26 protein-coding genes, 1 tRNA gene and 1 riboswitch are annotated in these 26,296 nt (G+C 61.9%); of the genes, 17 read left to right on the top strand and 10 right to left on the bottom strand.

Features of this window, described 5'->3' with window-relative positions; all coding sequences use genetic code 11:
• Positions 1 to 33 precede the first annotated feature (33 nt).
• The 4 genes from ACR0FC_RS16380 to ACR0FC_RS16395 form a co-directional block, all read right to left on the bottom strand.
• Complete coding sequence (locus tag ACR0FC_RS16380) at positions 34 to 396, bottom strand: hypothetical protein (protein WP_170342368.1); 363 nt, start codon at positions 394 to 396, stop codon at positions 34 to 36.
• A complete protein-coding gene (locus ACR0FC_RS16385) occupies positions 369 to 635 on the bottom strand; it encodes a hypothetical protein (RefSeq protein ID WP_170342366.1) in 267 nt (88 codons plus the stop codon). The genes ACR0FC_RS16380 and ACR0FC_RS16385 overlap by 28 nt, the downstream gene beginning before the upstream one ends.
• Positions 636 to 696: 61 nt before the next feature.
• Positions 697 to 996: a hypothetical protein gene (locus ACR0FC_RS16390; RefSeq protein WP_170342363.1), complete on the bottom strand. Its 300-nt coding sequence runs from the start codon at positions 994 to 996 to the stop codon at positions 697 to 699.
• Positions 997 to 1,678: 682 nt separating this feature from the next.
• Positions 1,679 to 1,886: riboswitch (cobalamin riboswitch) on the top strand.
• A gap of 377 nt (positions 1,887 to 2,263) precedes the next feature.
• Positions 2,264 to 2,353 (bottom strand) — tRNA-Ser (locus ACR0FC_RS16395).
• A gap of 708 nt (positions 2,354 to 3,061) precedes the next feature.
• Here ACR0FC_RS16395 and ACR0FC_RS16400 point away from each other — a divergent pair.
• On the top strand, positions 3,062 to 3,847 hold the full coding sequence (locus ACR0FC_RS16400; protein ID WP_342355393.1) for a FecR family protein: 786 nt from the start codon (positions 3,062 to 3,064) through the stop codon (positions 3,845 to 3,847).
• 38 nt (positions 3,848 to 3,885) lie between these two features.
• Positions 3,886 to 6,120 carry a CHASE2 domain-containing protein gene (locus tag ACR0FC_RS16405; protein ID WP_367646666.1) on the top strand — a complete coding sequence of 745 codons (2,235 nt, stop codon included), beginning with the start codon at positions 3,886 to 3,888 and terminating at the stop codon, positions 6,118 to 6,120.
• A 233-nt stretch (positions 6,121 to 6,353) separates the two neighbouring features.
• On the opposite strand, the gene hemC is transcribed toward ACR0FC_RS16405, so the two are convergent.
• Entirely contained in the window at positions 6,354 to 7,316 is a 963-nt protein-coding gene (gene hemC / locus ACR0FC_RS16410) for a hydroxymethylbilane synthase (RefSeq protein WP_170342361.1), read from the bottom strand.
• Positions 7,317 to 7,422: 106 nt separating this feature from the next.
• Between hemC and hemE the strand changes: the two genes are divergently transcribed.
• Positions 7,423 to 8,457 (top strand): uroporphyrinogen decarboxylase, encoded by a 1,035-nt coding sequence (gene hemE, locus ACR0FC_RS16415; RefSeq protein WP_170342359.1) that lies wholly within the window; start codon positions 7,423 to 7,425, stop codon positions 8,455 to 8,457.
• A 54-nt stretch (positions 8,458 to 8,511) separates the two neighbouring features.
• Here the strand turns inward: hemE and ACR0FC_RS16420 are convergent, their stop codons facing one another.
• Positions 8,512 to 9,606, bottom strand: a complete 1,095-nt coding sequence (locus ACR0FC_RS16420; protein WP_170342609.1) for a CaiB/BaiF CoA transferase family protein — start codon at positions 9,604 to 9,606, stop codon at positions 8,512 to 8,514.
• Positions 9,607 to 9,791: 185 nt separating this feature from the next.
• Here ACR0FC_RS16420 and ACR0FC_RS16425 point away from each other — a divergent pair, with 185 nt between their 5' ends.
• The 8 genes from ACR0FC_RS16425 (at position 9,792) to uvrC (ending at position 18,443) form a co-directional block, all read left to right on the top strand.
• Entirely contained in the window at positions 9,792 to 11,066 is a 1,275-nt protein-coding gene (locus ACR0FC_RS16425) for a TAXI family TRAP transporter solute-binding subunit (protein ID WP_170342357.1), read from the top strand.
• 85 nt (positions 11,067 to 11,151) lie between these two features.
• Positions 11,152 to 11,676, top strand: coding sequence for an SRPBCC family protein (locus ACR0FC_RS16430; protein ID WP_170342356.1), 525 nt, complete (start codon positions 11,152 to 11,154; stop codon positions 11,674 to 11,676).
• A 91-nt stretch (positions 11,677 to 11,767) separates the two neighbouring features.
• Positions 11,768 to 12,697, top strand: a complete 930-nt coding sequence (locus tag ACR0FC_RS16435) for an ABC transporter ATP-binding protein (RefSeq protein ID WP_170342354.1) — start codon at positions 11,768 to 11,770, stop codon at positions 12,695 to 12,697.
• On the top strand, positions 12,694 to 13,455 hold the full coding sequence (locus ACR0FC_RS16440; protein ID WP_093963579.1) for an ABC transporter permease: 762 nt from the start codon (positions 12,694 to 12,696) through the stop codon (positions 13,453 to 13,455). The genes ACR0FC_RS16435 and ACR0FC_RS16440 overlap by 4 nt, the downstream gene beginning before the upstream one ends.
• A 104-nt stretch (positions 13,456 to 13,559) precedes the next feature.
• Positions 13,560 to 14,357 carry a S49 family peptidase gene (locus tag ACR0FC_RS16445; RefSeq protein ID WP_170342352.1) on the top strand — a complete coding sequence of 266 codons (798 nt, stop codon included), beginning with the start codon at positions 13,560 to 13,562 and terminating at the stop codon, positions 14,355 to 14,357.
• A gap of 168 nt (positions 14,358 to 14,525) precedes the next feature.
• Positions 14,526 to 15,476, top strand: a complete 951-nt coding sequence (locus ACR0FC_RS16450) for a calcium/sodium antiporter (RefSeq protein ID WP_170342350.1) — start codon at positions 14,526 to 14,528, stop codon at positions 15,474 to 15,476.
• A gap of 22 nt (positions 15,477 to 15,498) precedes the next feature.
• Positions 15,499 to 16,278: an SDR family oxidoreductase gene (locus ACR0FC_RS16455; RefSeq protein WP_170342348.1), complete on the top strand. Its 780-nt coding sequence runs from the start codon at positions 15,499 to 15,501 to the stop codon at positions 16,276 to 16,278.
• A gap of 290 nt (positions 16,279 to 16,568) precedes the next feature.
• Entirely contained in the window at positions 16,569 to 18,443 is a 1,875-nt protein-coding gene (uvrC, locus tag ACR0FC_RS16460; RefSeq protein WP_170342346.1) for an excinuclease ABC subunit UvrC, read from the top strand.
• Here the strand turns inward: uvrC and ACR0FC_RS16465 are convergent.
• Positions 18,428 to 19,327, bottom strand: coding sequence for a DMT family transporter (locus ACR0FC_RS16465; RefSeq protein ID WP_170342344.1), 900 nt, complete (start codon positions 19,325 to 19,327; stop codon positions 18,428 to 18,430). The genes uvrC and ACR0FC_RS16465 overlap by 16 nt on opposite strands.
• Before the next feature lie 191 nt (positions 19,328 to 19,518).
• On the opposite strand from ACR0FC_RS16465, the gene pgsA reads away from it, so the two are divergent.
• Genes pgsA through ACR0FC_RS16480 form a run of 3 tightly spaced genes read left to right on the top strand, consistent with a single transcriptional unit; the run spans position 19,519 to position 20,884 of the window.
• Positions 19,519 to 20,187: a CDP-diacylglycerol--glycerol-3-phosphate 3-phosphatidyltransferase gene (gene pgsA / locus ACR0FC_RS16470; protein WP_170342342.1), complete on the top strand. Its 669-nt coding sequence runs from the start codon at positions 19,519 to 19,521 to the stop codon at positions 20,185 to 20,187.
• A 3-nt stretch (positions 20,188 to 20,190) separates the two neighbouring features.
• On the top strand, positions 20,191 to 20,436 hold the full coding sequence (moaD, locus tag ACR0FC_RS16475; protein WP_093963573.1) for a molybdopterin converting factor subunit 1: 246 nt from the start codon (positions 20,191 to 20,193) through the stop codon (positions 20,434 to 20,436).
• A gap of 4 nt (positions 20,437 to 20,440) precedes the next feature.
• Positions 20,441 to 20,884, top strand: coding sequence for a molybdenum cofactor biosynthesis protein MoaE (locus ACR0FC_RS16480; RefSeq protein WP_170342340.1), 444 nt, complete (start codon positions 20,441 to 20,443; stop codon positions 20,882 to 20,884).
• 3 nt (positions 20,885 to 20,887) lie between these two features.
• Here ACR0FC_RS16480 and ACR0FC_RS16485 read toward each other — a convergent pair whose 3' ends face one another.
• From ACR0FC_RS16485 to ubiA, 3 genes are all read right to left on the bottom strand, one after another.
• The gene (locus tag ACR0FC_RS16485) at positions 20,888 to 21,208 is read right to left on the bottom strand and encodes a hypothetical protein (protein ID WP_093963571.1); all 321 of its coding nucleotides are present in this window, start codon (positions 21,206 to 21,208) and stop codon (positions 20,888 to 20,890) included.
• A gap of 1 nt (position 21,209) precedes the next feature.
• Positions 21,210 to 23,129, bottom strand: a complete 1,920-nt coding sequence (locus tag ACR0FC_RS16490) for an OmpA family protein (RefSeq protein WP_170342338.1) — start codon at positions 23,127 to 23,129, stop codon at positions 21,210 to 21,212.
• A gap of 65 nt (positions 23,130 to 23,194) precedes the next feature.
• Positions 23,195 to 24,157 (bottom strand): 4-hydroxybenzoate octaprenyltransferase, encoded by a 963-nt coding sequence (gene ubiA, locus ACR0FC_RS16495; protein WP_170342336.1) that lies wholly within the window; start codon positions 24,155 to 24,157, stop codon positions 23,195 to 23,197.
• A 12-nt stretch (positions 24,158 to 24,169) separates the two neighbouring features.
• Here ubiA and ACR0FC_RS16500 point away from each other — a divergent pair, with 12 nt between their 5' ends.
• The 3 genes from ACR0FC_RS16500 to ACR0FC_RS16510 are packed head-to-tail and all read left to right on the top strand — an operon-like array spanning position 24,170 to position 26,267.
• On the top strand, positions 24,170 to 24,895 hold the full coding sequence (locus tag ACR0FC_RS16500; RefSeq protein WP_170342335.1) for a 16S rRNA (uracil(1498)-N(3))-methyltransferase: 726 nt from the start codon (positions 24,170 to 24,172) through the stop codon (positions 24,893 to 24,895).
• Complete coding sequence (locus tag ACR0FC_RS16505) at positions 24,895 to 25,743, top strand: GNAT family N-acetyltransferase (protein WP_170342333.1); 849 nt, start codon at positions 24,895 to 24,897, stop codon at positions 25,741 to 25,743. The genes ACR0FC_RS16500 and ACR0FC_RS16505 overlap by 1 nt, the downstream gene beginning before the upstream one ends.
• Positions 25,740 to 26,267: a hypothetical protein gene (locus tag ACR0FC_RS16510; RefSeq protein WP_170342331.1), complete on the top strand. Its 528-nt coding sequence runs from the start codon at positions 25,740 to 25,742 to the stop codon at positions 26,265 to 26,267. Before ACR0FC_RS16505 ends, ACR0FC_RS16510 begins: the two co-directional genes overlap by 4 nt.
• Positions 26,268 to 26,296 lie beyond the last annotated feature (29 nt).

Raw genomic sequence — 26,296 nt, forward strand, 5'->3', positions numbered from 1 at the left:
TCGTAAATGTTATGTTTCCGGTGAGCAGAAACCTCACTGCGCTTCCCGCAACTCTGCCAGAAACTCGTCGCATGCCTGTGCGCTGCCGACGATCTCGTCAGTCGTTTCAATTCCTTGCAATGACGCCATTTCGGAATTCACGCGATTGAGGATCTGATCTGCTTGCTCGGCGGTGATCAGGTTCTCGGCCTGGGCTCCCTTCAATGTGGTGCACACACCGGCGGACAAGCCTGTCGCAACGCCGACACCCATCGCGGCCCCGCCGCCCAAGGTCATCGCTCCAACCACGCCGAGGATGAGCCCGATCACAAGCCCCAAGATCACTTTTCCCATGTTTTCCTCCAATTTTGCGGGAAAGAGTTCCGCCTTCATTCCTGGCGCAAACCGCGTGCCCATCTGCATATCAAAACCAGTGCCAACAGGTTGAGCACCGGTGCAGTTGCCGCGAGCCACGGTTTGGCCGACTCTGAGAAAAAGTCCACGGCAAGTACCCAGGGCAGTCCCAGCGGCAAAAGGAACACGCCGGACAACGGGTCTCGTTCCTGTCCGAACCAGCCAAAGGTACCGGTCAGGAACGCAAACAACGCCAACAGGTAAAGGGTCGCAAACGCGATGATGGTTATTCTGCAGACCATGCCGGACCTCAGAGTATCAAGCCAGCGCTGCGCAGCCGATTTCGGCTACGCATCAAACCGGTCACAACGCGCCTTCGTCGCCCAGGAACTCAATACCGGCTGTCGCGCCATCACTGTAGGCAATACAATTCCACGGAGCCCGATCCTCTCCAACCCCAACGGTGACTTGTGTTCCAGCCTCGCTGAACGCGGATGAGAGCACGACCACCTGCGAATTGTTTGTTGTTTTGGCCACGTCTCGCAGACACGCCTGTTGAGCGGGCGTCAGTTCGGCGGATGCACTTGACGTGCTCGTATCGTCACAGGCCGATAGTAGTGCGAAACACGTCGCGCCTGAAATCATCATGACTTTGTTAATCACTTTCTTCTCCTCTTGGGTTTGTCGATACATGTGGAATAGGTGGCCTCTTTTTCGCGCTCTCACGTCTATGCAGTCATTCGAGCATACCCCGGTCTGGTAATTCCCGTTCCAAAAAAGTCTGTCGCCAATGACGTGGCTGGCAGACAGGATTTCTGCTGATCCCCGGGACCGTGAACAAAGCGTGCTGACGCAATGACGTCATGGGCAAAAGCCGGTGCGAACTTTCGAGGGAGGGATCGTACGTTAAGTCCGGGCACCGCGTCCTCCCAACGCTGATCTTCGTGAAATGCCTTCCGACCGCCAGCACTCACTCCAGCAGCCGGAAGGGCCCGACGAAACGGGCGACAGCGACAACAACGGAGGTAAAGCTAAAGTTGTGTCGAATTCGTATTTTTGAATCAATCACAGGATAAATCAATGATTTTTCCGCGCGTAAATTTCGTACGCTTGCCAACGACAGGCTACTGCATTCAAAGGGAAAAGGCGAGGTCGCTCACAAAGGTTTTGCAATCTACCCGCTTGCGCCGCTGCATCTCCGGACCTTCCGGGCTATCCGAATCCACTTGGTTGAAACACCGTAGTTCGCTGCACGGCCTATCGCTCAGCTGGTGCTGAACGGGCGCTTGGATTCCTCGATCACGCAGCCGCTCAGAACGTCGTTGACAGTGCAGCCCGATTCATTGATGAGATTGGTGCTGATGGTTCCCGATCGTTTTGGCGGTCGGGTAAAAGGGAATACGGTGCGGCGCCGTTCTGACGCCAATTCCGTGACTGCCCCCGCAACTGTAGGCGGTGTGCGACCCCCGGATGCCACTGGGCCGATAGGTCTGGGAAGGCGGGGCAAGCCATACACCGCGAGTCAGGAGACCTGCCATCATCAAACGCAACTCAACCCGGGCGGGGTGTCTCGGAAGGAGGCCAAGATGGCATTTTCGGCTTACGCCGCTGACATGACTGGTTCCCTGTCCGGCCCGCGATTTCGCGGAGGGCGAAATGAACCGACAATCAACACATCACATCTCGGTTTGCCTATCTTGCCGATCCAAGGGTGCAGCCGTGCGCCCCGGGCCTGACCTGATCGGACGATTGCGCGCCGCGCTGGCCGAAGACGACGGTTTGACAGGTTTTGACGTTTCCGGTGCCGCCTGCATGGCCGGATCACCAGCCAAACGGTGCTTGAAGCTGGCGGAGCACCGGCGAAGGCGCGCAGCAAAAGTGTAGAACTTGCAAGCAAGCCCTTCACTATCTTAGCCGTATCAATGGGTAATGGCGGAGACGAAGGGATTCGAACCCTCGAGACGGTTTCCCGCCTACTCCCTTAGCAGGGGAGCGCCTTCGACCACTCGGCCACGTCTCCGCCGACGGGTATAGCCGTGCAAGCGACGGAAATACAAGGCCAATTCCTGCGCCACCGGAAATTTTTGCCGGATTGGGCGAAGCCCTTGAAAACGCTTGGAATCGCTTAGGTCTGCACCCGCTTGGGCTAAGGCGTGGTCACCATGTCTTGCTGTTGGATTTTCAAGAACTAGGCGTGGATTCGCGTTCTGCTTCGATTTGGTTTCGCTGTCCCAACGTCGGTTGGCCTGAGAATGCACGCGCGGTCAGAGTACGTAATCGGACACAAAAATTATGGCGAGCCAGGTGCGGTGGGGAACTGCATCTGCAAAATGATGGGTGTCGCAAACGGCTGAACCAATTGGAGAGGTTGCCTGCCTTTGGCGTTGGAGCGCGCTCTTTTGGATCACCAGTGTCAGGTGGTTTGACCTGCAGAAAAGGCCGTTTATTTTGACTAAACTCGGCGGCTCAGCTTCTCCGCCGAACAGGCATAAGAACAGAAAACTTGCCAATTACATGCCAATGGATGCATATTTGCTAAGATTTAATTCATTTTGATTGATCCAAAAAACAGTTTCAGAGGCTGGCCGGGCAGTGAGCGCATCCGCGCTCGACAGTAACCTTTGGGGGAAGGGCTGGCATTTTGGCTTGGTTGAAGATTGTTCTGGTTGGTTTTTTCGTTCTTTGCGTTCCTGCCCTCAGTTGGGCAAATATCGGAACCGTAATCAGCGTGAAACAGGGGGCGGACGTGACCCGTGGCGGCAAAACGCTGCCCCTGCGTAATGGGATGGAGGTGTTGTCCGGCGACTCGATCGTCACGGATGCGAATGGCGTGGTTCAGCTTGTCTTTGTGGATGACACGAAGATCGCGGTTGGTCCCAATGCACGGATGGTTCTGGACGTGAAGATGTTGCGCGGCAACCGCAAGGCCAAGAGCTTTGCGGTCGAGGCGCTGGGCGGAAGCTTCCGGTTCATCTCAGGCAAAAGCAGGAAACGCGCCTACTCCATCAAGACGCCGACGGCCACCATGGCGGTGCGGGGCACGGTATTTGACATGTGGATCGCGCCGGGAAACCAAAGCGCGATGCTCGTGCTGCACGGCACGGTTCAGATGTGTGGCCTCGGCGGCTCTTGCCGATCGACTGGCCGGATTTGCAGCTTGTATGCAACCAGCCAGCGCGGTGCGGTCGGGCGACCGGTCGATCAGGCGATGTATGACAAGGCCGTGGTCAGCGGTTTTCCTTTCATTCAGTCGCAGAAAGACCTCAAACCGCCTTTGCAGGTGGATGTCGAAGGTTGCTCGGGTGAATCCCAACCTGCGCCGCGCGCAAAATCGGACGCGCCCGAACCGCGCCGGTCCGCACCACCGCAGAGGCAGGTCAAGGCAGCGGTTGCCGCGCCGCCCGAACAACCGGATCCGGTTGGGCAGTTCGACAGGCCGGGCGACCGGCCCGAAACTGTCGATGATCGGCGGGATGCTGGCGGCGGTGTCTTTGGGTCCGGCGGCGATGGCTAGAGCGTTGTCCATGTCGTTGCCGGCGAGCAGAGGTTGACGTGAGCGTCAGGCAGCACGAGAAAGCTGGACGGCGCCGTGCTTTTCGGCTGGTGGGCTTGGGTCTGATCCTGTTTGGTTGTCTGCTGCGGGTACTGGACCCTTATCCGGTCCGCATGTCCCGGCTGATCTTTTTCGACGTGTTGCAGCGGTTGTCCCCGCGCGCCTTCGATCCCGATTTGCCGGTCCGGGTCGTCGATATCGACGAAACGTCGCTCGAGAATTGGGGCCAATGGCCCTGGCCCCGGACCCTGTTGACGCAGATGGTCGAGCGTTTGGGCGAGTATGGCGCCGCTTCAATCGCTTTTGACATGTTGTTCGCCGAGCCCGATCGGTACTCACCGTCGCGGCTGCTGAGTGATCCGGCCCTAGCTGACATTCTCAGCGCCAAAAAGGAAGCCGCCCAGCTGGACAATGACATCTTGTTCGGGGCCGAGGTTTCGAACTGGCCCGTCGTGATGGGTGTGGCGGCGCGATTGACCGGAGGGGATCAGGACATTGCCCCGAAGGCCGGGATCGTGGAGATCGGCGAAAACCCGGCCGCCGGGCTGGTGTCCGTGCCCCACTGGACTCCGCTGGCGCCACCGCTGGACCGGGATGCAACCGGGATCGGCGGTGTGAATGTTTCACCTTTGGGCGGCACGGGCGTGGTGCGTCGGGTTCCGGTGTTGTGGCAGGGGCCAAGCGGTGTTCTGCCCGGACTTGGGCTGGAGGCTCTGAGGGTCGCGACGGGCGAGCCGGTGATCTTCATCGAAGGGGCTCAGGGCGAGGCCGGCATCGTGCTTTCGGTCGAATTGGCGGGTCTGGTCCTGCCCACAACGGAAAACGGAGAGGTCTGGGTCAGGTACAGACCGGATGATCCCGGGCTCTACCTGTCGGCCAATGACATACTGCAATCCGCAGATGATCCGGTTCTGCGCAGCCAGATCGAAGGTCGGATCGTATTGATCGGAACGTCGGCGGCAGGTCTGTTCGACATGCATCAGACTGCGTTGGGAGAGTCCGTTCCAGGCGTCTCCATCCACGCCCAAGTCATCGAGCAGGCGCTGCTGGGCGACATGCTGACCCGGTCGGATGTCACCGCCGCCCTCGAACTTCTGGCTTTCATCATCCTTGGAGTCGTCGTCACGGTCGTCATGTCCAGTTTCGGGGCCGTTGCCTCGTTCATGGCAGGCGGCATCGCGGCGGCCGTGGTTGTCGGGGTCAGTTGGTTGGCGTTTCAGAACCAGTCCGTGCTGTTCGATGCAACCTTCCCGCTTGCCGGCGGGATGGCCAATTTCGGGCTGTTGTCCGGTTATCTGTTCATATCGACCGAGCGGGAAAAGCGGGTGATCCGGCGGATCTTCTCGCACTATGTCGCGCCAGAGATCCTGGACGAGATGGACGCAACCGGGCACGAACTGCAACTGGGTGGTGAAACGCAGGAAATCACGGTCATGTTCTCGGACATTCGCGGGTTTACACCGTTGTCCGAGCGGGTGTCGGCCACGGACCTGGTTGCGCTGCTCAATGAACTGTTCTCGGTCATCGGAGACCGGATCCTGCACGAAAAAGGCACCATCGACAAATTCATCGGGGATGCGGTCATGGCGTTCTGGAACGCGCCGGTTCCGGTGGAGCGGCACCCGCTTCTGGCGGCGCAGGCTGCGCTGCAGATGCGGCGAGCTCTGGCCGAATTCAACGCATCGGACACGATGCGCGGGCATCCTCCGATCGCATTGGCGACAGGATGCGCCACGGGAATGGCCTGTGTCGGCAACATCGGCTCGCGGCGGCGATTCAACTACACGGTGATCGGAGATGTGGTCAACGTCGCCGCTCGAATCGAGCAGAGTTGCCGCCAGGTCGAATATGACATCCTGATCTCAAGCTCAGTCTCAAAGGCCGCTGGCGCCGATCTCGCGATGCTCGAAGCAGGGCTTGTTCATCTGAAAGGCAAGACCGAACTGGAGCCGATTTTTGCATTGGTCGGTGACAGCGCGTTGGCCCATAGCGCGGATTTCCGGAAGCTGCAGGAGATGCATCAGGATCTGATCATTGCGATACGTGCACGGCGGGCTCACGACGAAATACAGCGGTTGAGCGAAGCCTGCAGCGCCCAAGCGGGCTTGGTCGAACCGGGCCTGCGCGCGTTCTATGCGGCCTTGCCGGGACGGTCGGCTGATTTCCGGTTCGACATCCGCTCGGGCCAGGCGATGTTCAGTCATCATGGCAACGTGCACCGGTTTCCCGGATGACAGGGACCCATTGCGGGCCGCAGAGTCAAAACGGGCCGCGCCTTTTTTCAAAAGCACGACCCGTTTCGATCGGACAGGGTTCTCAGTCTCGCCCCCTCGAATACTATCTACAAAATCACGAACTAAAACTTCGATACATTCGAGACTGATCCACATTCCCAATCGGGATGACACATTGATGCCCGATTTCAACCGGGGCGACAGTGAAGCAGTTCACATTCGCAGAAACTTTTTTACATATTTCTCCACTCGAAGAATCCGGGCCCGGCACGGTGCAGCAGTTTTGCCGCCATGGTCCGGCCCATTTCCGCTGCGTCCTCCGTCGAACCGGTCTCGCTCTCACTGATGGCATCCGATCCGTCCGGGCGCAGAACTTCGCCGCGTAGGCGCAACTGCCCATCGGCAAGTTCGGCCAGACCGGCAATCGGAGTTTCGCAAGACCCATCCAGCGCGGCCAGCAACGTGCGCTCGGCCGCCAAACGACAGGCCGTTTCAGAGTGATGAATGGCCTCCAGCATCTCGGCGGCCCTGTGGTCGTCCGCGCGGCGTTCGATGCCGATCGTGCCTTGCGCGATGGCCGGCAGCATGTCGTCGGGCGAGATCGCGGTGGCAGGCACGTCCCGTATGTTCAGGCGGCGGATGCCGGCCATGGCTAGGAACGTGCATTCGGCCACACCATCGGCCAGCTTCTTCAGTCGGGTCTGTACGTTGCCCCGGAACTCGACCACGTTCAGATCGGGCCGGCGGTGCAGCAATTGTGCCCGCCGCCGCAGCGACGAGGTGCCGACGACCGCGCCTTCGGGCAGGTCATGGATCGAGTTGAGGCGGGGCGAGATGAAGGCATCGCGCACGTCCTCGCGCGGCAGGAACGTGTCCAGCACCAGCCCCTGCGGCTGTTCGACGGGCATGTCCTTCGTCGAGTGCACGGCGATGTCGATGTCCCCACCCAGCATCGCTTCTTCGATTTCCTTGGTGAACAGGCCCTTGTTGCCAATCTCTTTCAACGGGCGGTCCGCGTCGATCATGGCTCGGTTGTCGCCGGTGGTCTTGATCACCACGATCTCGAGCGCCTGTTCCGGCAGGTCAAAAGCATCACACAGCCGCTGACGGGTTTCATGGGCCTGGGCCAGCGCCAGCGGCGAACCACGGGTGCCGATCTTCAGCGGCGATGCGGGGGTGGGCAGGTTCAAAGTCATGGGCACAGCTTTAGTCGCGTCACATTGCCCTGACAATGGGGGCCGCGCTTGACATTTTGCCGCTGAAGGCGGACCCGTTGCGCGAACCGGAATAGTGGGGGCTGACATGGCCGAGAACAAAAAACTGCTGCGGGCGCTGGCGGGCGAGGTACTGGACACGCCGCCGATCTGGATGATGCGACAGGCCGGACGCTATCTGCCGGAATACCGCGCGACGCGGGAACAGGCGGGCGATTTCCTGTCGCTGTGCTACACCCCCGATCTGGCGGCGGAGGTGACGCTGCAGCCGATCCGCCGCTATGGGTTCGATGCCGCGATCCTTTTTGCCGACATCCTGCTGGTGCCGCAGGCGCTGGGCGTCGATCTTTGGTTCGTCACCGGCGAAGGGCCGCGCCTGTCAACGATCACGCAGCAATCGGATTTCGATGCACTGAAACCAGTTGATGCGATTCACGAGACACTGTCACCCGTCTATGAAACCGTGCGCATCCTGTCGCGCGAGTTGCCGTCCGAGACGACTCTGATTGGCTTTGCCGGCGCCCCGTGGACCGTTGCGACCTATATGATCGCCGGGCGTGGCACCCCTGATCAGGGCCCCGCCCACGCCCTGCGTGAGGAAAACACCGCGCTGTTCGAGGCGTTGCTGGACCGGATCACTGCGGCCACGATCGAATATCTGTCGGCTCAGATCGAAGCGGGGGCCGAGGTGGTCAAGATCTTCGACAGCTGGGCTGGATCGCTGAAAGGCGAGGCTTTCAACAAATACGCGGTCGAGCCGTGCCGGATCATCACTCAGGCGCTCAAGGAACGCCACCCGGGCATTCCGGTCATCGGTTTCCCGCGCGAGGCGGGCGAGGGCTATGTCGGTTTCGCGAAGGCCACCGGTGTCGATTGCGTGGCGCTGGACAACTCGGTTGCGCCGGAATGGGCCGCCGAACATGTGCAGGTGGATGGCTGCGTGCAAGGCAACCTGGCCTCGTCTCACATGGTCACCGGTGGACAGGCGCTGGTGGATGAGACCCGCCGCATCCTGCGCGCCTTTTCCAAGGGGCCGCATATCTTCAATCTGGGTCACGGGATCACGCCGGATGCCGACCCGGAAAATGTGCGGTTGATGATCGACACGGTCCGCGGCGGGTAGGCGGCGTGCGAGGGGGCCAGCCCCCTCTTGGCCGTTGGCCAGATGAAGGGTGCGTCAGGTCTTTTTGGAGCCTTGGAGTTCGATCAGAATATCGGTCGTGTGTTGGCCGCGGGTCGGGCTGGGTCTCGGCTGCCATTGATGGGTGGAGAAGCGCGGGGCGGCCGCGGCCTGCAGTGCGCCGTCTGTTTCTCGCCAGGTTTGGCGGGCGGTGTTCATCGGATGGGTTGCGGCCTCGTCGGGGCTGAGCACCGGGGCGACGCAGGCGTCTGATCCTTCGAACAGTTTGGCCCAATGGTCGCGCGGCTTGGTTGCGAAGACTTCCGCCAGGTGCAGGGTCAAATCTGGCCAGAGCGTGCTGTCGTATTGTTGCTGGAACGCCGGGTCTTGGGACAGGCCCAGGATTTCCAGGAATTGGGCATAGAATTTCGGTTCGAGGCATTGGACCGAAACAAAGCCGCCATCCGCGCAGGCGTATGTACGGCTCCAGTGCGGGCCGTCCAGCAGGCTCTTGCCGCGCGTGTTGGACAGGTTGCCTGTCTGGCGCAGGCTCATCAGCAGGTTCATCATGTGGGCCGAGCCGTCGTAGATGGCGGCGTCGACCACCGTGCCCGTGCCGGTTGCGCGCGCGTTCAGCAGCCCGGCCAGAATGCCGGTGACCAGATACATCGCGCCGCCGCCGATATCGCCGACCAGCGTGGCGGGGGTCATCGGCTCGATGCCGGGTGGTGAGCCGTACCAAAGCGCTCCGGACAGGGCGATGTAGTTCAGATCATGTCCTGCGGTATCGGCAAGCGGGCTGTCCTGGCCCCAGCCGGTCATCCGGCCATAGACCAGCGCCGGGTTCAGGGCGTGGCAGGCTTCGGGCCCCAGACCCAGCTTCTCCATCACGCCGGGGCGGAAGCCCTCGATCAAAGCATCGGCGGTTGCGATCAGGCGCCGAGCGGTTTCGAGGTCGTCGGGGTCCTTGAGGTCGAGCGCGATCGAGCGCTTGCCCCGGTCCAGCACGGATCGGTCCGGCATGCCGGGTGTGACGGCGCCCCCCTTGCGGTGGATGGTCACGACGTCGGCCCCCAGATCCGCCAGCAGCATGGCGGCGAACGGGCCGGGGCCGAGACCCTCGATTTCGACAACACGGATTCCGTTCAGCATGAGCAGCACTCCCTCGCGGCGATGCTGGCCGGGGCCCAGCCGGAATGCAAGACCGACCGGCAGCGACGCGGCGTCTGGCATCGGTCTGATCCGGAACGGGAAAAACCAACAAACACATCGGAATACTTGTCAGCTTGGGGCCAGCGGCGTAGCGTGCTGTCCGGGGTGGATCAGCGAGGGGTAGGATGCGTCTTTGGATCACGATCAGTGCCGCCATGGTCTTGGCGGTTCTGGTGGCAATCATCCTTCTGCTGCACCCGCCCGGCGACCTGCGCATGGCAGCCGGACCGGCGGGTGGCGCCTATATCGAAGTGGCGCAGGACTATTCCGATGTCCTTGCCGAGGATGACATTCGGCTCGAGATCGTCGAAACCGCAGGGTCGGTCGAAAATGCGCGTCTCCTGGAAGACGGGGCTGTGGATGTGGTCTTCTTGCAGGGCGGCATCGAAGTTGACCCGGATCGGGCGCAGGCCATCGGGACCGTGTTTTTCGAGCCGATGATTTTCATGGCGCGCGAGGATGCGTGGATTCCGCCCAATCCCGCGTTATGGCGTGGGTTGAGCATCAACAGCGGTGCGCCCGGGTCCGGCACCGCGGACGCATTCCGCGACTTCGAGCGCGCGGTCGGGCTGGCCCAAGAGGATAACGTGCATGTTGCACTGCCCTATGACCAGGCGGCCGACGCCTTGTTGGACGGAACGTTGGACATCGCCGTCTTTGTCGCCCCGATCGAAGCCCCCTACCTGCTGGCCGCCTACGAGGTGCCGGGACTGAAGGTGCTGAACCTTGAACATGTCGAGGCGATTTCACGTCGTTTGTCCTATGCCACTGTGGTGACCGTACCGACCGGAGGCATGTCGCTGAACCCGGTTCTACCGCCGCGCCCGGTAGATCTGATCGCTCTCGAGGCGCGACTGGTCGTGCGGCCGGGACTGCATCCGGCGTTGGTCAACCGGCTGACGATGGCGGCGATCGCCCTGCACGAGGCTCAGGGCATCATCAATGACCCCGGGGCCTTTCCGGGGATCGAAGGGACCGCATTGCCCCTCAACAACACTGCGCGGCAGCTGATACTTGAAGGGCCATCCACGTGGCATGATTGGTTGCCTTATTGGGTGGCGGCGCAGGTCAATCGGGTTTTCCTTCTGTTCCTGCCGTTCTTTTTCATCGTCCTTCCACTGGTCCGGTTGTTGCCGCGCATCTACGCCTATTTCCAACGATGGCGTGTTTGGCAGCACTACCCGGAAATTCGTCTGATCGAACAGGACCTGGCCGACAACCCTTCCGCGGAAGACCTCGTGCGGATGCAGGGACAGTTGCAGGTGCTGGACGAAAAGCTGGCGGACCTACGGCTGCCAGCGGCCTACAGGCAAGGGCAGTATGATGCCCGTCTGCATCTGGAACTGGTGCAGAAACGGATTGCCGACATGCGGGCCCAGGATTCCGGGGGCGGCGGATAATGTGTGGAACACGGTTGCCGCAACGGCAGTTCGTGGATAGGTCTTTGGTCGAATATCAGGCATTTTGAAAAAGGGGGGTGGTCCCATGCAAATGAGTGACACACGTGAAATTCAGGCGGCGCCGTCCGATGTCTATGCGGCCCTTCTGGACCCCGAGGTGCTGAAAGCCTGCGTACCCGGTGCGCAAGAGGTCTCGGGCAATCCGACGGACGGTTACGAGGCGACCGTGGTGCAGAAGGTGGGGCCAGTAAAGGCCACGTTCAAAGGCACCGTCACGATGTCCGATATGGTTGAGGGTCAAAGCCTGACCATCGCGGGTGAGGGCAAAGGCGGGGCCGCGGGTTTTGCAAAGGGCAGCGCCAGTGTCACGTTCAGCTCCAGTGACAGCGGTGGAACGCTTCTGGCCTATGACGTGGATGCCAAGGTTGGCGGTAAGCTGGCGCAGCTTGGCAGCCGGTTGATCGACGGCTTTGCCAAAAAGATGGCTGACCAGTTCTTCTCGAACCTTCAGCAGCATTTCGAAGGCCCTGCAGCGCCGGAAGAGGACAGCGAAGGCAACCCCGAGGGGGAAAAGAAAGGCTGGCTGGGCCGCCTGACCGGGCGCGAGTGAAACCTGCGTTTGCGCGCAGAGGACTGTGCGGATTTGGTCTGTTCGGCAATCCTCTGCCGCGATACTGTCCCGGCCAGAACTGGGAAAACGCATGACGACAATTCTTTCGATCAAGGATCTGCGCAAAACCTATGCCGGCGGGTTCGAAGCGCTGAAAGGCGTATCGCTGGACATTGAAGAGGGCGAGATCCTGGCCCTGCTCGGCCCGAACGGAGCGGGAAAGACAACCCTGATCTCGACGGTTTGCGGGATTACCACGCCCACGTCTGGGACTGTCACCGTAGGGGGGCACGACATCCTCACGGACTTTCGTGCAGCCCGGCGCATGATTGGCCTCGTGCCGCAGGAAATTGCGCTGGAGCCGTTCGAGAAGGTCTGGAACACCGTACGGTTTTCGCGCGGTCTGTTCGGCTATGGGCAGGACAGTGCCCGGATCGAAGAGATCCTGCGCAAGTTGTCGCTGTGGGACAAGCGCAAGAACGCGATCAAGGAACTGTCAGGCGGCATGAAGCGGCGGGTTCTGATCGCCAAGGCGCTGGCGCACGAGCCGCGGGTGCTGTTTCTGGATGAACCCACCGCCGGCGTGGATGTCGAACTGCGCAAGGACATGTGGGCCATCGTCGACGAGTTGAAGGCTGCCGGTGTCACCATCATCCTGACCACCCACTACATCGAAGAGGCCGAAGCCATCGCCGACCGGATCGGTGTGATCGACAAGGGCGAACTGATGCTGGTGCAGGACAAAAACACCTTGATGGCGCAGATGGGCAAGAAGCAGATCGAGGTCATGCTGACCCGCAAGATCTCGGACATTCCCGGCAGTTTGGCCTACCACAATCTGGTGCTGAATGGGCAGGGCGATGCGCTGATCTATACCTACGACACCAATGCCGATCGCACTGGCATCACCACTTTGCTGAATGACGTGGCCGAGGCGGGGCTGGTGTTGCGCGACGTGCAGACCCGGCAATCGAGCCTGGAAGAGATTTTCGTCAACCTCGTGTCCGGAGATGCCGCATGAACTGGTCCGCCATCGCCGCCATCTACCGGTTCGAAATGGCCCGGTTCTTCCGTACCCTCGCGCAGAGCTTCCTGTCACCGGTTCTGTCGACCTCGCTGTACTTCGTGGTGTTCGGCACCGCCATAGGCAGCCGTATCCAGGAGGTCGAGGGCGTCTCCTACGGTGCCTTCATCGTGCCGGGGCTGATCATGCTGTCGGTGGTGATGCTGTCGATCTCGAACGCGTCCTTTGGCATCTATTTCCCCAAGTTCCTGGGCACGATCTACGAACTGCTCTCGGCTCCGGTGAATTTCATCGAGATCGTGATCGGCTATGTGGGCGCCGCCGCGACCAAGGCGTTGTTCGTGGGATTGGTGATCCTGACCACCGCCACGTTCTTCGTGGACATCCGCATCGAGCACCCCTTCGCGATGGCCGCCTTTCTGATCCTGTCCTGCCTCAGCTTTTCCCTGCTGGGCTTCATCATCGGGATCTGGGCCAGCAATTTCGAACAGATGTCGTTGGTACCGCAGCTGGTTGTGACGCCTCTGATCTTTCTGGGCGGCACGTTCTACTCGATTTCGATGCTGCCGCCGGTGTGGCAGACGATCTCGTTGTTCAACCCGGTGGTCTATTTGATCTCGGGCTTTCGCTGGTCGTTTTACGGGCTTTCGGACGTGCCCATTCTGCTTAGCCTTCTGGCGATCCTGGCCTTTACCGGCTTCTGCCTGGCGGTCATCGGTTGGATCTTCAAAACCGGGTGGCGCATCCGCAGCTAGGGCGTTGCATTTTTGCCGTGGCTGAACAGGATTTTGGTTCACGTCACGTTCATGGCAGGTGGGGTCCCTTGTTTAAGGGGCGGGCGCACTCTACATCGGCACCCATGAAACTCAGCCTGCCGTTTCTCAACAAGCAGCCAACCGTGGCTGTCGTTCGCCTGTCCGGAGCCATTGGAATGGCTGGCCGAGCCTCGCTGAACGATGCCTCTTTGGCACCGGTTCTGGAAAAAGCCTTCCGCAAGGGAAAACCTGCCGCCGTCGCGCTCGAGATCAATTCGCCGGGCGGATCGCCGGTGCAAAGCTCGCTGATCGGTGCGCGGATCCGACGGTTGGCCGACGAGTTCAAGGTGCCAGTCCATGCCTTTGTCGAGGACGTGGCGGCCTCGGGTGGTTATTGGCTTGCGGCTTCGGCGGACGAGATCTGGGCGGATGACAGCTCGGTTCTGGGGTCGATCGGGGTCATCTCCTCGGGGTTCGGAGCCCATGTTTTTCTGGCCCGTCAGGGGATCGAGCGGCGCGTGCACACCGCCGGGAAATCCAAATCGATGCTGGACCCGTTCTCTCCGGAGAAAGAAGAGGATGTCGCGCGTCTCAAGGGGCTTTTGGAGGACATCCACCAGAATTTCATTGCCTATGTGAAAGCTCGGCGCGGCAGTCGCTTGGACGAGGCCGCCGATCTGTTTACCGGTGAAATCTGGCTGGCGCGGCGTGCGCATGAACTTGGGCTGATCGACGGCATCGCGCATCTGAAGCCAAGGATGCAGGAAGTGTTTGGCGACAAGGTCAAATTCCGGCGCTACGGGTTGCGCCGACCGATCTGGTCGCGTTTCGGAACGGACATGGCGCAGGACGCCATTTCCCTGCTCGAGGAGCGCGCGGCCTACGCGCGCTTTGGTATGTGACGTGATCGTCAAGGTCGTCATTCTGTTTCTGGTTGCCATGGGGGTCCTGGCGATGTTCGGAAAGCTGCGCTTTCCCGGCCAACAGCGATTGAACTCCGCGAAATGTCCGCGCTGCGGTCGATTCCGGATCGGCAAGGGCCCCTGCAAATGTGAGCAAGGAGGGCGTCGATGACGGCCTGGCTGCTTTCCGGTCTTGGCTTGTTGATCCTGCTGTTGGCCGGTGACGCGCTGGTGCGGGGTGCGGTGAATCTCAGCCTGCGTCTGGGTGTTCCCGCCCTAATCGTCAGCCTGACGATCGTGGCCTTCGGCACCTCGGCACCCGAGCTTCTGATTGCCATCAAGGCCATCGAGGAAAATGCGCCCGGTATCGCGTTGGGCAATGTCGTCGGTTCGAACACGGCCAACATCCTGCTGGTCTTGGGTTTGCCGGCCTTGCTGGCCACGATCCACAGCAGCGAATGCAACACGCGCAGAAACTACATCTTCATGTTGCTGGCCTCGGTTCTGTTCATCGGTTTGGCCTTTTGCGGGGAATTCAACCTGTTCAGCGGGGCAATCCTGCTGGCGGGATTGGCTCTGATCCTGCTCAACGCCTTCCGAGAAGCGCACGCGCATCGCAACTCCTGCTCGGAAGAGCAGGACCTGGAAACGCTGGAAGAGGCCGACCCGGACATGCCGTACTGGAAGGTGTCGCTGTATCTGGTGCTGGGGCTGATTGGCCTGCCGATGGGCGCGCACCTTCTGGTCGACAACGCGACCATCATTGCGCGGACCTACGGGGTCAGTGAAACGGTGATCGGGCTGACGCTGGTCGCGGTCGGAACCTCGCTTCCCGAACTTGCGACCACCGTCATGGCCGCGTTGCGCCGGCAGGCCGATGTTGCTCTGGGCAACGTCATCGGTTCGAACATGTTCAACCTTCTGGGCATTGTCGGTATCGCCACGCTGTTCGGGCGCATCCCCGTGGACCCCGAATTCCTGCAATTCGATCTTTGGGTCATGCTGGGCTCGTCCCTGCTGCTGATCCCGTTCGTCTTCTTCAAGCAAGACATCACCCGGGTCTGGGGGTTCATCTTGACGCTGCTTTACGTCACATACGTCGTGATCCTGTTGGCCTGATCTGACTGAAAGGAGCCCCTACATGACCCGAGCACTGGTGACCGGCGCCGGCATTCGACTGGGGCGGGCCATGGCGTTGTACCTGGCGAAACGTGGCATGGACGTTGCCGTGCATCACGCAACCTCGGGCGCTGCCGCTGCCGAGACCGTGTCCGAGATCCAGTCGATGGGCCGCAATGCCGTGGCGCTGCAGGCCGATCTGCTGGACGAGGATCAGGTGCAGACCCTTTTGCCGCGCGCGGCCGAGGCGCTGGGCGGTCCGATCACCTGTCTGGTCAACAATGCGTCGATCTTCGAATACGACAACATCCGCACTGCCACCCGGCAAAGCTGGGATCGCCACATGGACAGCAACCTGCGCGCGCCCTTCGTGCTGACGCAGGCCATGGCAAGCCAGGGTCTGGAACCCGAGATGGATGAGAATGACGAACCCGTCGCGACCGGCTTGATCGTGAATATGGTCGACATGCGGGTGCGCAAACTGACGCCTGAGTTCATGTCCTACACCATCGCCAAGATGGGGCTATGGGCATTGACCCGGACGGCGGCCCAGGCACTGACGCCGGCCATTCGCGTCAATGCCATTGGGCCGGGTCCAACCCTGCAGGGACATCGGCAAAGCCCCCAGCACTTCAAGACGCAACGCGAAAACACGGTCCTGGAACGCGGTGCAAACCCGTCGGATATCAACGCGGCCCTTGGGTATTTTCTGGACGCACATGCGGTCACGGGCCAGCTTTTGTGCGTTGATGGCGGCCAGCATCTGGGCTGGCAAACGCCTGATGTAGTGGGCCTTGAATAGGTATTGCCCCTGCAAGTTTTGCACCGCTCTCGATCCTGTTACAGGTTCGTTACAAAAATGTCTTTTTTTTCATACACTTGTAAAACGAGAATAAAAATATCTTTTATAATCAATGTGTTGAAATTGTGCCTATTTATTGTGCAACGCAGTGAAAACACAAGGATTCAAGGAAAAATCACAGTGCAGGGAAAGTTGTCCGCACAGTTATCCACAAGAATCGTGGATTTGTTTTCTCTTGATCTGAGGCGCGCAAGATTGCAGCCACGGTCAGAGAATCGTATCTCTCTCTCATGACCGCCGACAGCGCCCCTCAATCCCAGCCTCAGCCGACCGGCTATGCCTGCATCCAGAAATACGTGAAGACGCTGGACAGTTCGCCTGGCGTGTACCGGATGCTGGATGCGGACAGCCGGGTTCTGTATGTCGGTAAGGCGCGCAACCTGCGGGCGCGGGTGTCGAACTACACCCGCCCGGGACATTCCGGCCGGATCGAGCGCATGATCGCCTCGACCGCGTCGATGATGTTCCTGACCACCCGGACCGAGACCGAGGCGCTGCTGCTTGAGCAGAACCTGATCAAGCAGCTCAAGCCCAAGTACAACGTCCTGCTGCGCGACGACAAAAGCTTTCCCAACATTCTGGTGGCCAAGGATCACCCGTTTCCGCAGATCAAGAAGCATCGCGGGGCCAAGAAGGAAAAGGGCGCCTATTTCGGCCCCTTCGCCAGCGCGGGCGCGGTGAACCGCACGCTGAACCAATTGCAGAAGGCCTTTCTGCTCCGGAACTGCTCGGATTCGATGTTCGACAGTCGCACCCGGCCCTGCCTGCTCTACCAGATCAAGCGCTGCTCGGGGCCGTGCGTGGGCATGATTTCGCAGGCCGACTATGCCGAAAGCGTGCGTGACGCCGAGCGGTTCCTGTCCGGACGCTCGACCCGGATCCAGGAGGAACTGGCCGCGCAGATGCAAGAGGCCTCGGACGCGATGGAGTTCGAGCGCGCCGCCGCCCTACGCGACCGGATTCGCGCGTTGACGCAGGTGCAGACGGCGCAGGGCATCAACCCGCGCGGTGTGGCCGAGGCGGATGTGATCGGCCTTTATATGGACAGCGGTCAGGCCTGTGTTCAGGTGTTCTTCATCCGCGCCAATCAGAACTGGGGCAACCGCGATTTCTATCCGCGGGTCGGCCCCGACGTCTCCCCGGCCGAGGTGATGGAGGCCTTTCTGGGCCAGTTCTACGACAACAAGGAACCGCCGCGGCAGCTGATCCTGTCGGACGGAATCGAAAACGCGGATCTGATGCAGCAGGCCCTGTCGGAAAAGGCCGGCCGCAAGGTCGAGATCCTAGTGCCGCAGCGGGGCGAAAAGCTGGAACTGGTCTCGGGCGCGCTGCGCAACGCGCGCGAGGCGCTGGCCCGCCGCATGTCGGAAAGCGCGACGCAGGCCAAGCTGCTGCGCGGTCTGGCCGAGGCCTTCGATCTGGACGCGCCACCCAAGCGGATCGAGGTCTACGACAACTCGCATATCCAGGGCACTAACGCGGTGGGCGCGATGATCGTGGCCAGTCCCGAGGGGTTCATGAAGAACGCCTATCGCAAATTCAACATTCGCGGCGACGACCTGACGCCGGGCGACGATTTCGGCATGATGAAAGAGGTGCTGACCCGCCGCTTCAGCCGCTTGTTGAAAGAGGACCCCGACCGCGACAAGGGCCTGTGGCCCGATCTGTTGCTGATCGATGGGGGTGCAGGGCAGGTGAGTGCCGTGCACGAGATCATGCAGGCGCACGGGGTCGAGGACATCCCCATGGTCGGTGTCGCCAAGGGCGTCGATCGCGACCACGGCAAGGAAGAGTTCCACCGCATCGGCCAGCGCCCCTTTGCCCTGAAACGCAACGACCCGGTTCTGTATTTCATTCAGCGGCTACGGGACGAGGCGCACCGCTTTGCCATCGGCACCCACCGCGCCAAACGGGCCAAGGCGATGGGCGCGACGCCGCTCGATGAAATCCCCGGCGTGGGCGCGGCCCGCAAACGTGCCCTGCTGGCGCATTTCGGCAGCGCCAAGGCGGTCAGCCGCGCCAATCTGGCTGACCTGAAGGCGGTGGACGGGATCTCGGCCGGTCTGGCGCAGAAGGTCTATGATTTCTTTCACGAAAAGGGCTGAGGCCGCTGGCGCCCGCGCCACAGGATGTAAAGCCCCGAGGCCACGATCAGCGCGCTGCCCAGCCTCATGGTCTGGTCCAGATGCTCGTCGAATATCAGCACGCCCAGCCCGATGCCGAACAGAAGGCGGGTATAGCGAAACGGAGTTACGGCCGACACTTCACCCGTCCGCATGGCCAGCATCAGCGAAGAATAGGCCACCGCGCCCATCACCACGGCTCCAGTCAGGTGCAGGGCGGCTCGGGCGTCCACCGGCACCGCGGCGGCGCCTTCGAAAGCCCGGTACAGTCCACCGGCGACGACAATTGACAGAAAGCCATAAAACCCAAGAACGGTGGTGCCCAACGTGGCGGGGGCGGCGCGGCTGGCCAGATCGCGGCCGGCAAAGCCCAGCATTCCCAGTACCGCAAGAATGGACAGGGCCGAGAAACTGTCTCCGGTCGGCTGGATGATGATCACCACTCCGATCAGTCCGACCAGAATGGCACTCCAGCGCCGCCAGCCGACGGTTTCCCCGAAAAACAGCGCGGCACCCGCCACCACGACCAGCGGCGTGGCCTGCAGGATCACTGTGGCCGAGGACAGCGGCGTCAGGGCGATGGCCAGCACATAGAACAGGCGGCCGAAGACTTCGAACAGCACTCGGATCTTCATCGGCTTGGATAGGACATCGGGGTGCAGCAACCGCCGCCCCTGAATCAACGCGACCCCGGCGAAAATCAACGCCCCGCCCAGTCCGAACAGAACCAGAACCTGCCAGATGGGCAGCACCTTGGCGGCACTTTTCAACAGCGCGTCCTCCAGGGCGAACCCGGCCATGGCCGCGATCATCCAGGCGCCGCCGATCAGATTGGCGCGCGCATCGGTTCTGATATGTGAGGTCACGGGGCGGATCTTTCCTGATGTGCCGATACCCGCGCAACCTGACCCGTTCTTCGCGCCGCGCCAAGGGGGAAACGGTCGTCGATCCTCCGCCTGCGACGGTCTGACCTGTCGTGGTCCAAACACCTGTGTTCTTGGCAGTTTTTTGTCGTGCCGTCTTTTCTGTTCCCGGCCATGGTTGTAGGGTCCAGCGCATGAAGTGGAACCTGCCGAATATTCTGACTTTGCTGCGCCTACTGGCCGCGCCCGGCCTGGCGGTGATGTTTCTGTATTTCACACGGCCCTACGCGGATTGGTTCGCGCTGATCCTGTTCCTGTCGGCGGCCATAACCGATTGGTTCGACGGCTATCTGGCGCGCGCGTGGAAGCAGGAAACCAAGATGGGCGCGATGCTGGACCCGATCGCCGACAAGGCGATGGTGGTGATCGCGCTGATGATCTTGGTCGGCTATTCGACCGAGCACTGGACGCCCTGGCTGGTGCTGCCCGCCACCGTGATCCTGTTCCGCGAGGTCTTCGTCTCGGGCCTGCGCGAGTATCTGGGCGACGTGGCTGGAACGCTCAAGGTCACCAAGCTGGCCAAATGGAAGACGACCGCGCAGATGGTGGCGATCGCCGTGCTGTTTTCGCAGGGCATATTCGAGCACTATTTCGTCATGTCCACCTTCGGCATGGATGCCGCGCTGATCGACCAGATCCTGTCGGGCCAGGTCGAGGACATCTCGGGCCTGCAATGGAAGCTGGATGGCATGTTCTGGTCGGGCCGCATCGGGTTGTGGTTGCTGTGGATCGCGGCGACGCTGACATTGATCACCGGCTACGACTACCTACGTAAAGCCATGCCCCATCTGAAGGAGGGCTGACGCATGGATGTCTTGTATTTCGCCTGGGTCCGCGAGCGGATCGGCGTGCCGAAGGAAAAGGTCGAAACCACCGCGGCCACGGTCTCCGATCTGGTGGCTGAACTCAGCGCCCGTGAAGACCGCTATGCCGCGGCCTTTGCCGACGTCTCCGCCCTGCGGGTCGCGCTGGATCAGGAACTGTCGGATTTCGACGCGCCGCTGGCCGGCGTCCGCGAAGTGGCCTTTTTCCCGCCCATGACCGGCGGCTAGGGCGATGCGGATTTCGGTGCAGCAAGAGCCGTTCGATCTGGGGGCCGAGGCAAATGCCTTTGCCGCGGGTGACACGGCCAATGGCGCTATCGTCACCTTTACCGGCGTCGTGCGCGATCTGGCCCAGACCGATCTGGCCTGCATGGAGATCGAGCATTATCCCGGCATGACCGAACGCGCCATCGCCAAGATTGCCGAGGAAGCCAAAAACCGGTGGTCGCTGGGCGATGTGCTGGTGATCCATCGCCATGGGCGGCTGGCCCCGGGTGACCGGATCATGATGGTCGCAACGGCAGCCCCGCACCGCAAGGATGCGTTCGAGGCTGCCGAATACCTGATGGACTACTTAAAATCCCGCGCCCCGTTTTGGAAAAAGGAAATCACCGCGTCCGGGGCCGATTGGGTTGCCGCCAAGGACGAAGACGAGGACGCGCTGTCGCGCTGGTAAGCCTCAATCGGCGTTGTTGATCCGGCCGCGCAATTCCTCGGCTTCCTGGCGGGCAGCGCGCAGCCCGTCCATAGCCGCGGCCAGCTCGGCCTCGGTCTGGGTCAGCTGGTTGGTCAGCTCGGCCTCACGCTGCTGCAAATAGGTGATCGCCTGATCGCGGGTTTCCTCGGCCTCGTGCAACTCCTGGCTCATGCGGTCCAGATCGGCCACGTCGGATTGGCGCACGCGCGACAGGCGGTGCACCAGCCAGTTGGCGAACCAGCCCATGCAGAAAGCGGCGAACAGGATGACGGCGGTGGCGATGATGAATTCGGTTCTGTTCAACTTACTGGTCCCCTGCATCCGTTTCGGATGCTTCTTCTTCTGTTGGCGCAGGTTCGGTTGCGCTTGTCTGGGTCTCCAACGCTTCCAGACCGGTTTCCTGATTGGCGACCGGCTCGGGCCGGATCAGGCGGAATTCGATGCGCCGGTTTTTCTCGCGCCCGTCTTCGGTGTCATTGTCTGCAATCGGCTGCGTCTCACCATATCCTGCGGCCGAGTAGCTTTTGGTCGGCACCCGACGGGCGCGCAATTCGTTCAGGATAGACTGGGCGCGTGACTGGCTCAGCTGCTGGTTCATCTCTTCACGGCCCTGGCTGTCGGTATGACCCTGGATTTCGATCCGGATCGGTCCGCATTCGCGCAGGATTTCGGCAATCTGATTCAGACTGTCGCGGGATTCAGACGAGACCGTAGCCGACCCGGGCTCGAACGTGATCTTGCGGGTTTCCTGAACCTCGGCGATGCGACTTTCACACTGCTCGGGGTCTGGCAGCGCGTCTTCGGGTTCGGGCGGGGGCTGATAGGTGATCGAAAGGTCAAAGTCCTGCGCATCGCCCAACTTGTCGGACAGCAGGCCCGCGATCTGTGCCTTGGCGTCCTCATCGTGGCTGACGCCAGTCAACTCGACCTTGTCAGGCGTTACGGTCAGCACGCCGTTGTTCAGCCAGGACAGGGATTCCAGCCCCGCCAGAACGCGCACGGGCCAGTCCTGCGGCATCTGGTCGACCACGCGGGCGGCACTGTGAACCTGATCGGATCCAAAGGCAGCCCGGGCATAGCTGTCGATCATGTCGCGCTGTAAATCATCGCCCAGACGGCCGCGCAGTTGTACCAGACCTTCCGGGCTGCGGGTGGCGGTGAATTCCACAGGTCCGGCCTGTTCGTTGTTTTCGGGTTCAGGCAGAACCGCGTGCAGGGCAAACACTTCGGGCAGGGCGTTTTCCAACTCGCCCACGACCTTGTCGAAGGTGGCCGGGCTGGTGTTCGGTTCAGCAATCAGCGTGATGTCGGCATCCGACATCGTGACCGATCCTCGCCCGATCTCGGACAGAGCCCGGATACTCAGTTCAGCGGCCTGCGCCCATCGGGGCGATGGCACACCCAGGCCGATTGTGCAGGTATAGGGCCCTGACAGCCCGGCATCCTGCGCGGCGGCAACAATGGTGTCGCGCGCCTTTTCATCCTGCGCCGAACAGGCGTCGAACTGGCCGCCATCCTCCGAAATCAGATAGCGCAGGGTGAACGGAGTGATCACCGGGCGCGGTGCCGAAATCGCCAGACCGATGCGCAAGCTGGGCGGCGCGGCGCGTGTCAGTTCCTGTTCCAGCCGTTCTTTTTCCTGCTGGCTGTCGGCGATGGCAGTGATCTTGACCAGGTCGGGGCTGGCGGAAATCTTGGCTCGCGGCAGCTTGGACAGGGCAAGGATGGCATAGGAAATCGCGTCGTCCCAACCTTTGGGTTTCTTGTAATCTGCAGTTTCCAGCAGGTCCGACACCCGCGCCTGCGGGTCCAGCTTCTGCAGCCGGTCCATCAGAGCGTCGCGATCCACGCTGGCCGGAACCAACCCGATCACGGAAATGCCGCTGTCGTTCCGGAGAATTTCAGCCGAGAATTTGGGCGGAGTCAGGTCAGCCGTCGGGGCAATGTCCATCTCATCGATCACCCGAGAGGTGTCGACCTGTGTACCGGCCGCTGTCAGCGCGTTGAATCGGGTGGCCTCGTCCGGGGCAGTACCGGTCAGCACAACGCGCAGCCCATCCGCCTGCACTTCGGCCCACTCATGGCCCTGCATGCTCAGTGCATTTCGAACGGCAGTTTCCGAGGTTTCTTCGATCTTGGTCACCGCGAATCCGGCGGCCAGCAGACAGACCCCCGCCGACACGACAAAGATCAGGGCTGATGTCAGGAAATACGGCAAGCGCATGAGCGGTTTCTTATCTCCTCGGGCCATTGGGCGGGACTCTTACAGGCACCGGTACCGAGGTGCAATCAGAGGAGCAATGCGACGCAAAGGAAGATGAGCGGAATAAGGCCGGTGTCCCGGTTGGCGCGAAACAGCTGCAGCAGTTTCGCGTTGTCTTCGATGTCCAGCCCGCGCAGTTGCCACGCCATGTGCCACCCCATTGCCCAAGGTCCACCAATGGCCACGACCAGCGCCAACACGCTGGAATTGGGCAGCGCGGCCTCGACGATGGCCAGACCCATTAGCGCCACGGTCGCCACAAGGAAATACTTCAGCCATTTCGCGGTGTCGGTCCCGAACAGGCGCGCGGTGGACTTGATGCCGATCAGCTCGTCATCCTCGGCGTCCTGGTGGGCATAGATCGTGTCGTAGAACAGCGTCCAGGCGATGCCTGACAGGTATAGCAGGATCGCGGGCCATTCGACCGTGCCGCGATGCGCCGCCCAGGCCAGCAGGGCGCCCCAGTTGAAGGCCAGCCCCAGAAACACCTGCGGCCACCAGGTGAAGCGCTTGGCATAAGGGTAGATCGTCACCGGCAGCAGCGACAGGACGCCCATCGCGATGGCCGCCTGGTTGAAGGTCAGCAGGATCGCCAGCGCCAGAAGGCACTGGATGCCCATCCAGATCACCGCCTGCCGCACGCTGACCTGACCCGAGGGGATGGGCCGCGAGCGCGTGCGTTCAACCTTCGCGTCGAACTTGCGGTCGGTGATGTCATTCCAGGTGCAGCCCGCGCCGCGCATCAAAAAGGCCCCGGCCGCGCACCCAACGGCAATCCACAGGTCGCCCCACCGCGGCTGACCGTCATGAAGGATCGCCAGCGCCAGGCCCCACCAGCACGGAATCAGCAGCAGCCACGTCCCGATCGGCCGGTCCGCGCGCGACAGCCGCAGATAGGGGCGGGCAAAGGCCGGGGCGCGGGTATCGACCCAGTTGCCGGTAACGGCGTCGGCGACCTGACCGTCTGGTGTTGGGGCATTGCCTTGCATATGTAGGGTCTCATGAGTGCGAAGATCAGGCTGTATGTAGATCACCCTTTGGGTGCGGGGCAATCGGTTCCTTTGACGCGCGAGCAGGCCCATTACCTGTTCGGCGTGATGCGTCTGGCCGTGGGCGGGCAGGTGGCCCTGTTCAACGGCCGCGATGGCGAGTGGCTGGCGCAGGTGGTCGAAGCGGGCAAGCGGGGCGGTGTTCTGAGCTGTCTTGAACAGACCCGGCCACTGCAACTGCCGCCGGACCTGTGGCTGCTGTTTGCCCCGATTAAGAAGGCCCGGACCGATTTCATCGTCGAAAAGGCGGCCGAGATGGGAGCCGCGAAGATCATGCCGGTGCAGACTGCCTTCACCAATTCCGAACGCATCCGGCAGGACCGGCTGCAGGCCCATGCGGTCGAGGCGGCCGAGCAATGCGGCGGCACCTTCGTGCCCGAAGTCTGCGACCTGCAACGGCTGGATAAGCTGTTGGACAACTGGCCCGACGGCCGCCAACTGATGTTCTGCGACGAGGCCGAGGCCGGGTCGACCCTGCGCCTCGCCGCGCAGGACAAGGGCCGGCCCTGGGCCATCCTGATCGGCCCCGAGGGCGGGTTCTCCAATACCGAGCGCCAGCGGCTGAAGGATCTGCCGTTCACGCATGTGGTTAGCCTGGGGCCGCGCATCCTGCGGGCCGATACGGCGGCGGTGGCCGCGATGACCCTGTGGCAACAGGCGCTGGGGGATTGGTCCTGATGTGGCGTCCGGCGCAGCAACAGGACATTCCGGCGATCGAACGGTTTCTTCTGGATCATGTGCAAAGCTCGATGTTCGCGCTGGCCAACCTGCGAGAGTTCGGCCTGAACGCACCCGCGCCGCGCGCGATGAGCATGTGGATGCTGGGCGACCCGCTGCGCGGCGTGTTCGGCATCACCAACGAAGGCATGATCCTGCCGCAATGCCCTGATCTGCCCGAGGCCGACCTGACCGCGGCAGCGGACCTGATCCGGGGCCGCACGGTCATGGGGCTGGCGGGCGAGGCTTCGCAAGCCCGCCGGTTTCTGCGACAGGCCGGATGGCAGGACCGCGCCGCGCATCTGGACCGGGACGAACCGTCCTTTGCGCTGGATCTGCGCGACCTGATCGTTCCGCCAACGGAAAACGCACGGCTGGTGCCGCTGTCGGATGGCGACCGAAGCCTGTTGATCCGCTGGCGCGAGGCCTATCATCTGGAATCTTTGGGCACCGACCCGGGCATGGCCCGCAAGGCTGCGCAGAAGGACATCGACGGATATATTCAGCGCGACTCGCACCGGCTGCTGAAGGTCGACGACCTGCCCGTCAGCATGACAGGCTTCAATGCCACGCTGCCCGAGATCGTCCAGATCGGCGGCGTGTTCACCCCGCCCGCGCTGCGCGGTCGGGGTTATGCCCGCACCGCCGTCGCCCTGCATCTGGCCGAGGCGCGGGCCACCGGCGTTCGCAAGGCCGTTCTGTTTGCGGCTTCAAACGCCGCCGTGCGTGCTTATGTTGCTATTGGGTTTGCCCCTGCCGGGACCTTTTCACTGGTCCTGTTCAGCGATCAGATGGAGGCCGCGTCATGAGTTTCATCCGTCCCGAAGCCAAACTGGCCCTGTGGCGCTGGCGCGAGGTGCTGGCCGCCGGGTTCGTTCTGATCCTTGGCCTCAGCTGGATCGGCGGTCCGGGCGGGTTGCTGGGCTGGCTGGGCTGGGTACTTGTGGTGGTCTCGATCGCGCTGGCCGTGATCGGGGTACAGCGGGCCCGCTTTCGGCTGGGCGCGGGCGGGCCGGGCGTGGTGTCTGTGGATGAAGGGCAGATCGCCTATCTGGGGCCGCTGGAAGGCGGCATCGTCGCCACCCGCGAAATCGAGAGCCTGACGCTGGACCCCACCGCCAGCCCCGCGCATTGGGTGCTGCAGCAGCCCGGCCAGCCGCCGCTTCACATTCCCGTGAATGCCGAAGGTGCCGAGGCACTGTTCGACGTTTTCTCGGCCCTGCCGGGGCTGCGGACCGAGCGGATGCTGTCGGAACTCAAGGGCGGGGCGTCGCATCCGGTGGTGATCTGGGAACGCCACCCCTCGCGCCCGGCGCACATCCGGTTGAACTGACGGTGCATTGACACCGGGGGAGATTGCGA

The organism is Ruegeria sp. BB9 (assembly GCF_056539345.1).

Bases quoted from the DNA above. Each gene is read 5' to 3' on its own strand.
- ACR0FC_RS16480 (WP_170342340.1), top strand. From the start codon at position 20,441: ATGCGGATTTCGGTGCAGCAAGAGCCGTTCGATCTGGGGGCCGAGGCA.
- hemC (WP_170342361.1), bottom strand. From the start codon at position 7,316: ATGACTTTGAACCTGCCCACCCCCGCATCGCCGCTGAAGATCGGCACC.
- ACR0FC_RS16490 (WP_170342338.1), bottom strand. From the start codon at position 23,129: ATGCGCTTGCCGTATTTCCTGACATCAGCCCTGATCTTTGTCGTGTCG.
- ACR0FC_RS16385 (WP_170342366.1), bottom strand. From the start codon at position 635: ATGGTCTGCAGAATAACCATCATCGCGTTTGCGACCCTTTACCTGTTG.
- hemE (WP_170342359.1), top strand. From the start codon at position 7,423: ATGGCCGAGAACAAAAAACTGCTGCGGGCGCTGGCGGGCGAGGTACTG.
- ACR0FC_RS16435 (WP_170342354.1), top strand. From the start codon at position 11,768: ATGACGACAATTCTTTCGATCAAGGATCTGCGCAAAACCTATGCCGGC.
- ACR0FC_RS16380 (WP_170342368.1), bottom strand. From the start codon at position 396: ATGGGCACGCGGTTTGCGCCAGGAATGAAGGCGGAACTCTTTCCCGCA.
- ACR0FC_RS16510 (WP_170342331.1), top strand. From the start codon at position 25,740: ATGAGTTTCATCCGTCCCGAAGCCAAACTGGCCCTGTGGCGCTGGCGC.
- uvrC (WP_170342346.1), top strand. From the start codon at position 16,569: ATGACCGCCGACAGCGCCCCTCAATCCCAGCCTCAGCCGACCGGCTAT.
- ACR0FC_RS16440 (WP_093963579.1), top strand. From the start codon at position 12,694: ATGAACTGGTCCGCCATCGCCGCCATCTACCGGTTCGAAATGGCCCGG.
- ACR0FC_RS16445 (WP_170342352.1), top strand. From the start codon at position 13,560: ATGAAACTCAGCCTGCCGTTTCTCAACAAGCAGCCAACCGTGGCTGTC.
- moaD (WP_093963573.1), top strand. From the start codon at position 20,191: ATGGATGTCTTGTATTTCGCCTGGGTCCGCGAGCGGATCGGCGTGCCG.
- ACR0FC_RS16450 (WP_170342350.1), top strand. From the start codon at position 14,526: ATGACGGCCTGGCTGCTTTCCGGTCTTGGCTTGTTGATCCTGCTGTTG.
- ACR0FC_RS16420 (WP_170342609.1), bottom strand. From the start codon at position 9,606: ATGCTGAACGGAATCCGTGTTGTCGAAATCGAGGGTCTCGGCCCCGGC.
- ACR0FC_RS16455 (WP_170342348.1), top strand. From the start codon at position 15,499: ATGACCCGAGCACTGGTGACCGGCGCCGGCATTCGACTGGGGCGGGCC.
- ACR0FC_RS16500 (WP_170342335.1), top strand. From the start codon at position 24,170: ATGAGTGCGAAGATCAGGCTGTATGTAGATCACCCTTTGGGTGCGGGG.
- pgsA (WP_170342342.1), top strand. From the start codon at position 19,519: ATGAAGTGGAACCTGCCGAATATTCTGACTTTGCTGCGCCTACTGGCC.
- ubiA (WP_170342336.1), bottom strand. From the start codon at position 24,157: ATGCAAGGCAATGCCCCAACACCAGACGGTCAGGTCGCCGACGCCGTT.
- ACR0FC_RS16425 (WP_170342357.1), top strand. From the start codon at position 9,792: ATGCGTCTTTGGATCACGATCAGTGCCGCCATGGTCTTGGCGGTTCTG.
- ACR0FC_RS16505 (WP_170342333.1), top strand. From the start codon at position 24,895: ATGTGGCGTCCGGCGCAGCAACAGGACATTCCGGCGATCGAACGGTTT.
- ACR0FC_RS16430 (WP_170342356.1), top strand. From the start codon at position 11,152: ATGCAAATGAGTGACACACGTGAAATTCAGGCGGCGCCGTCCGATGTC.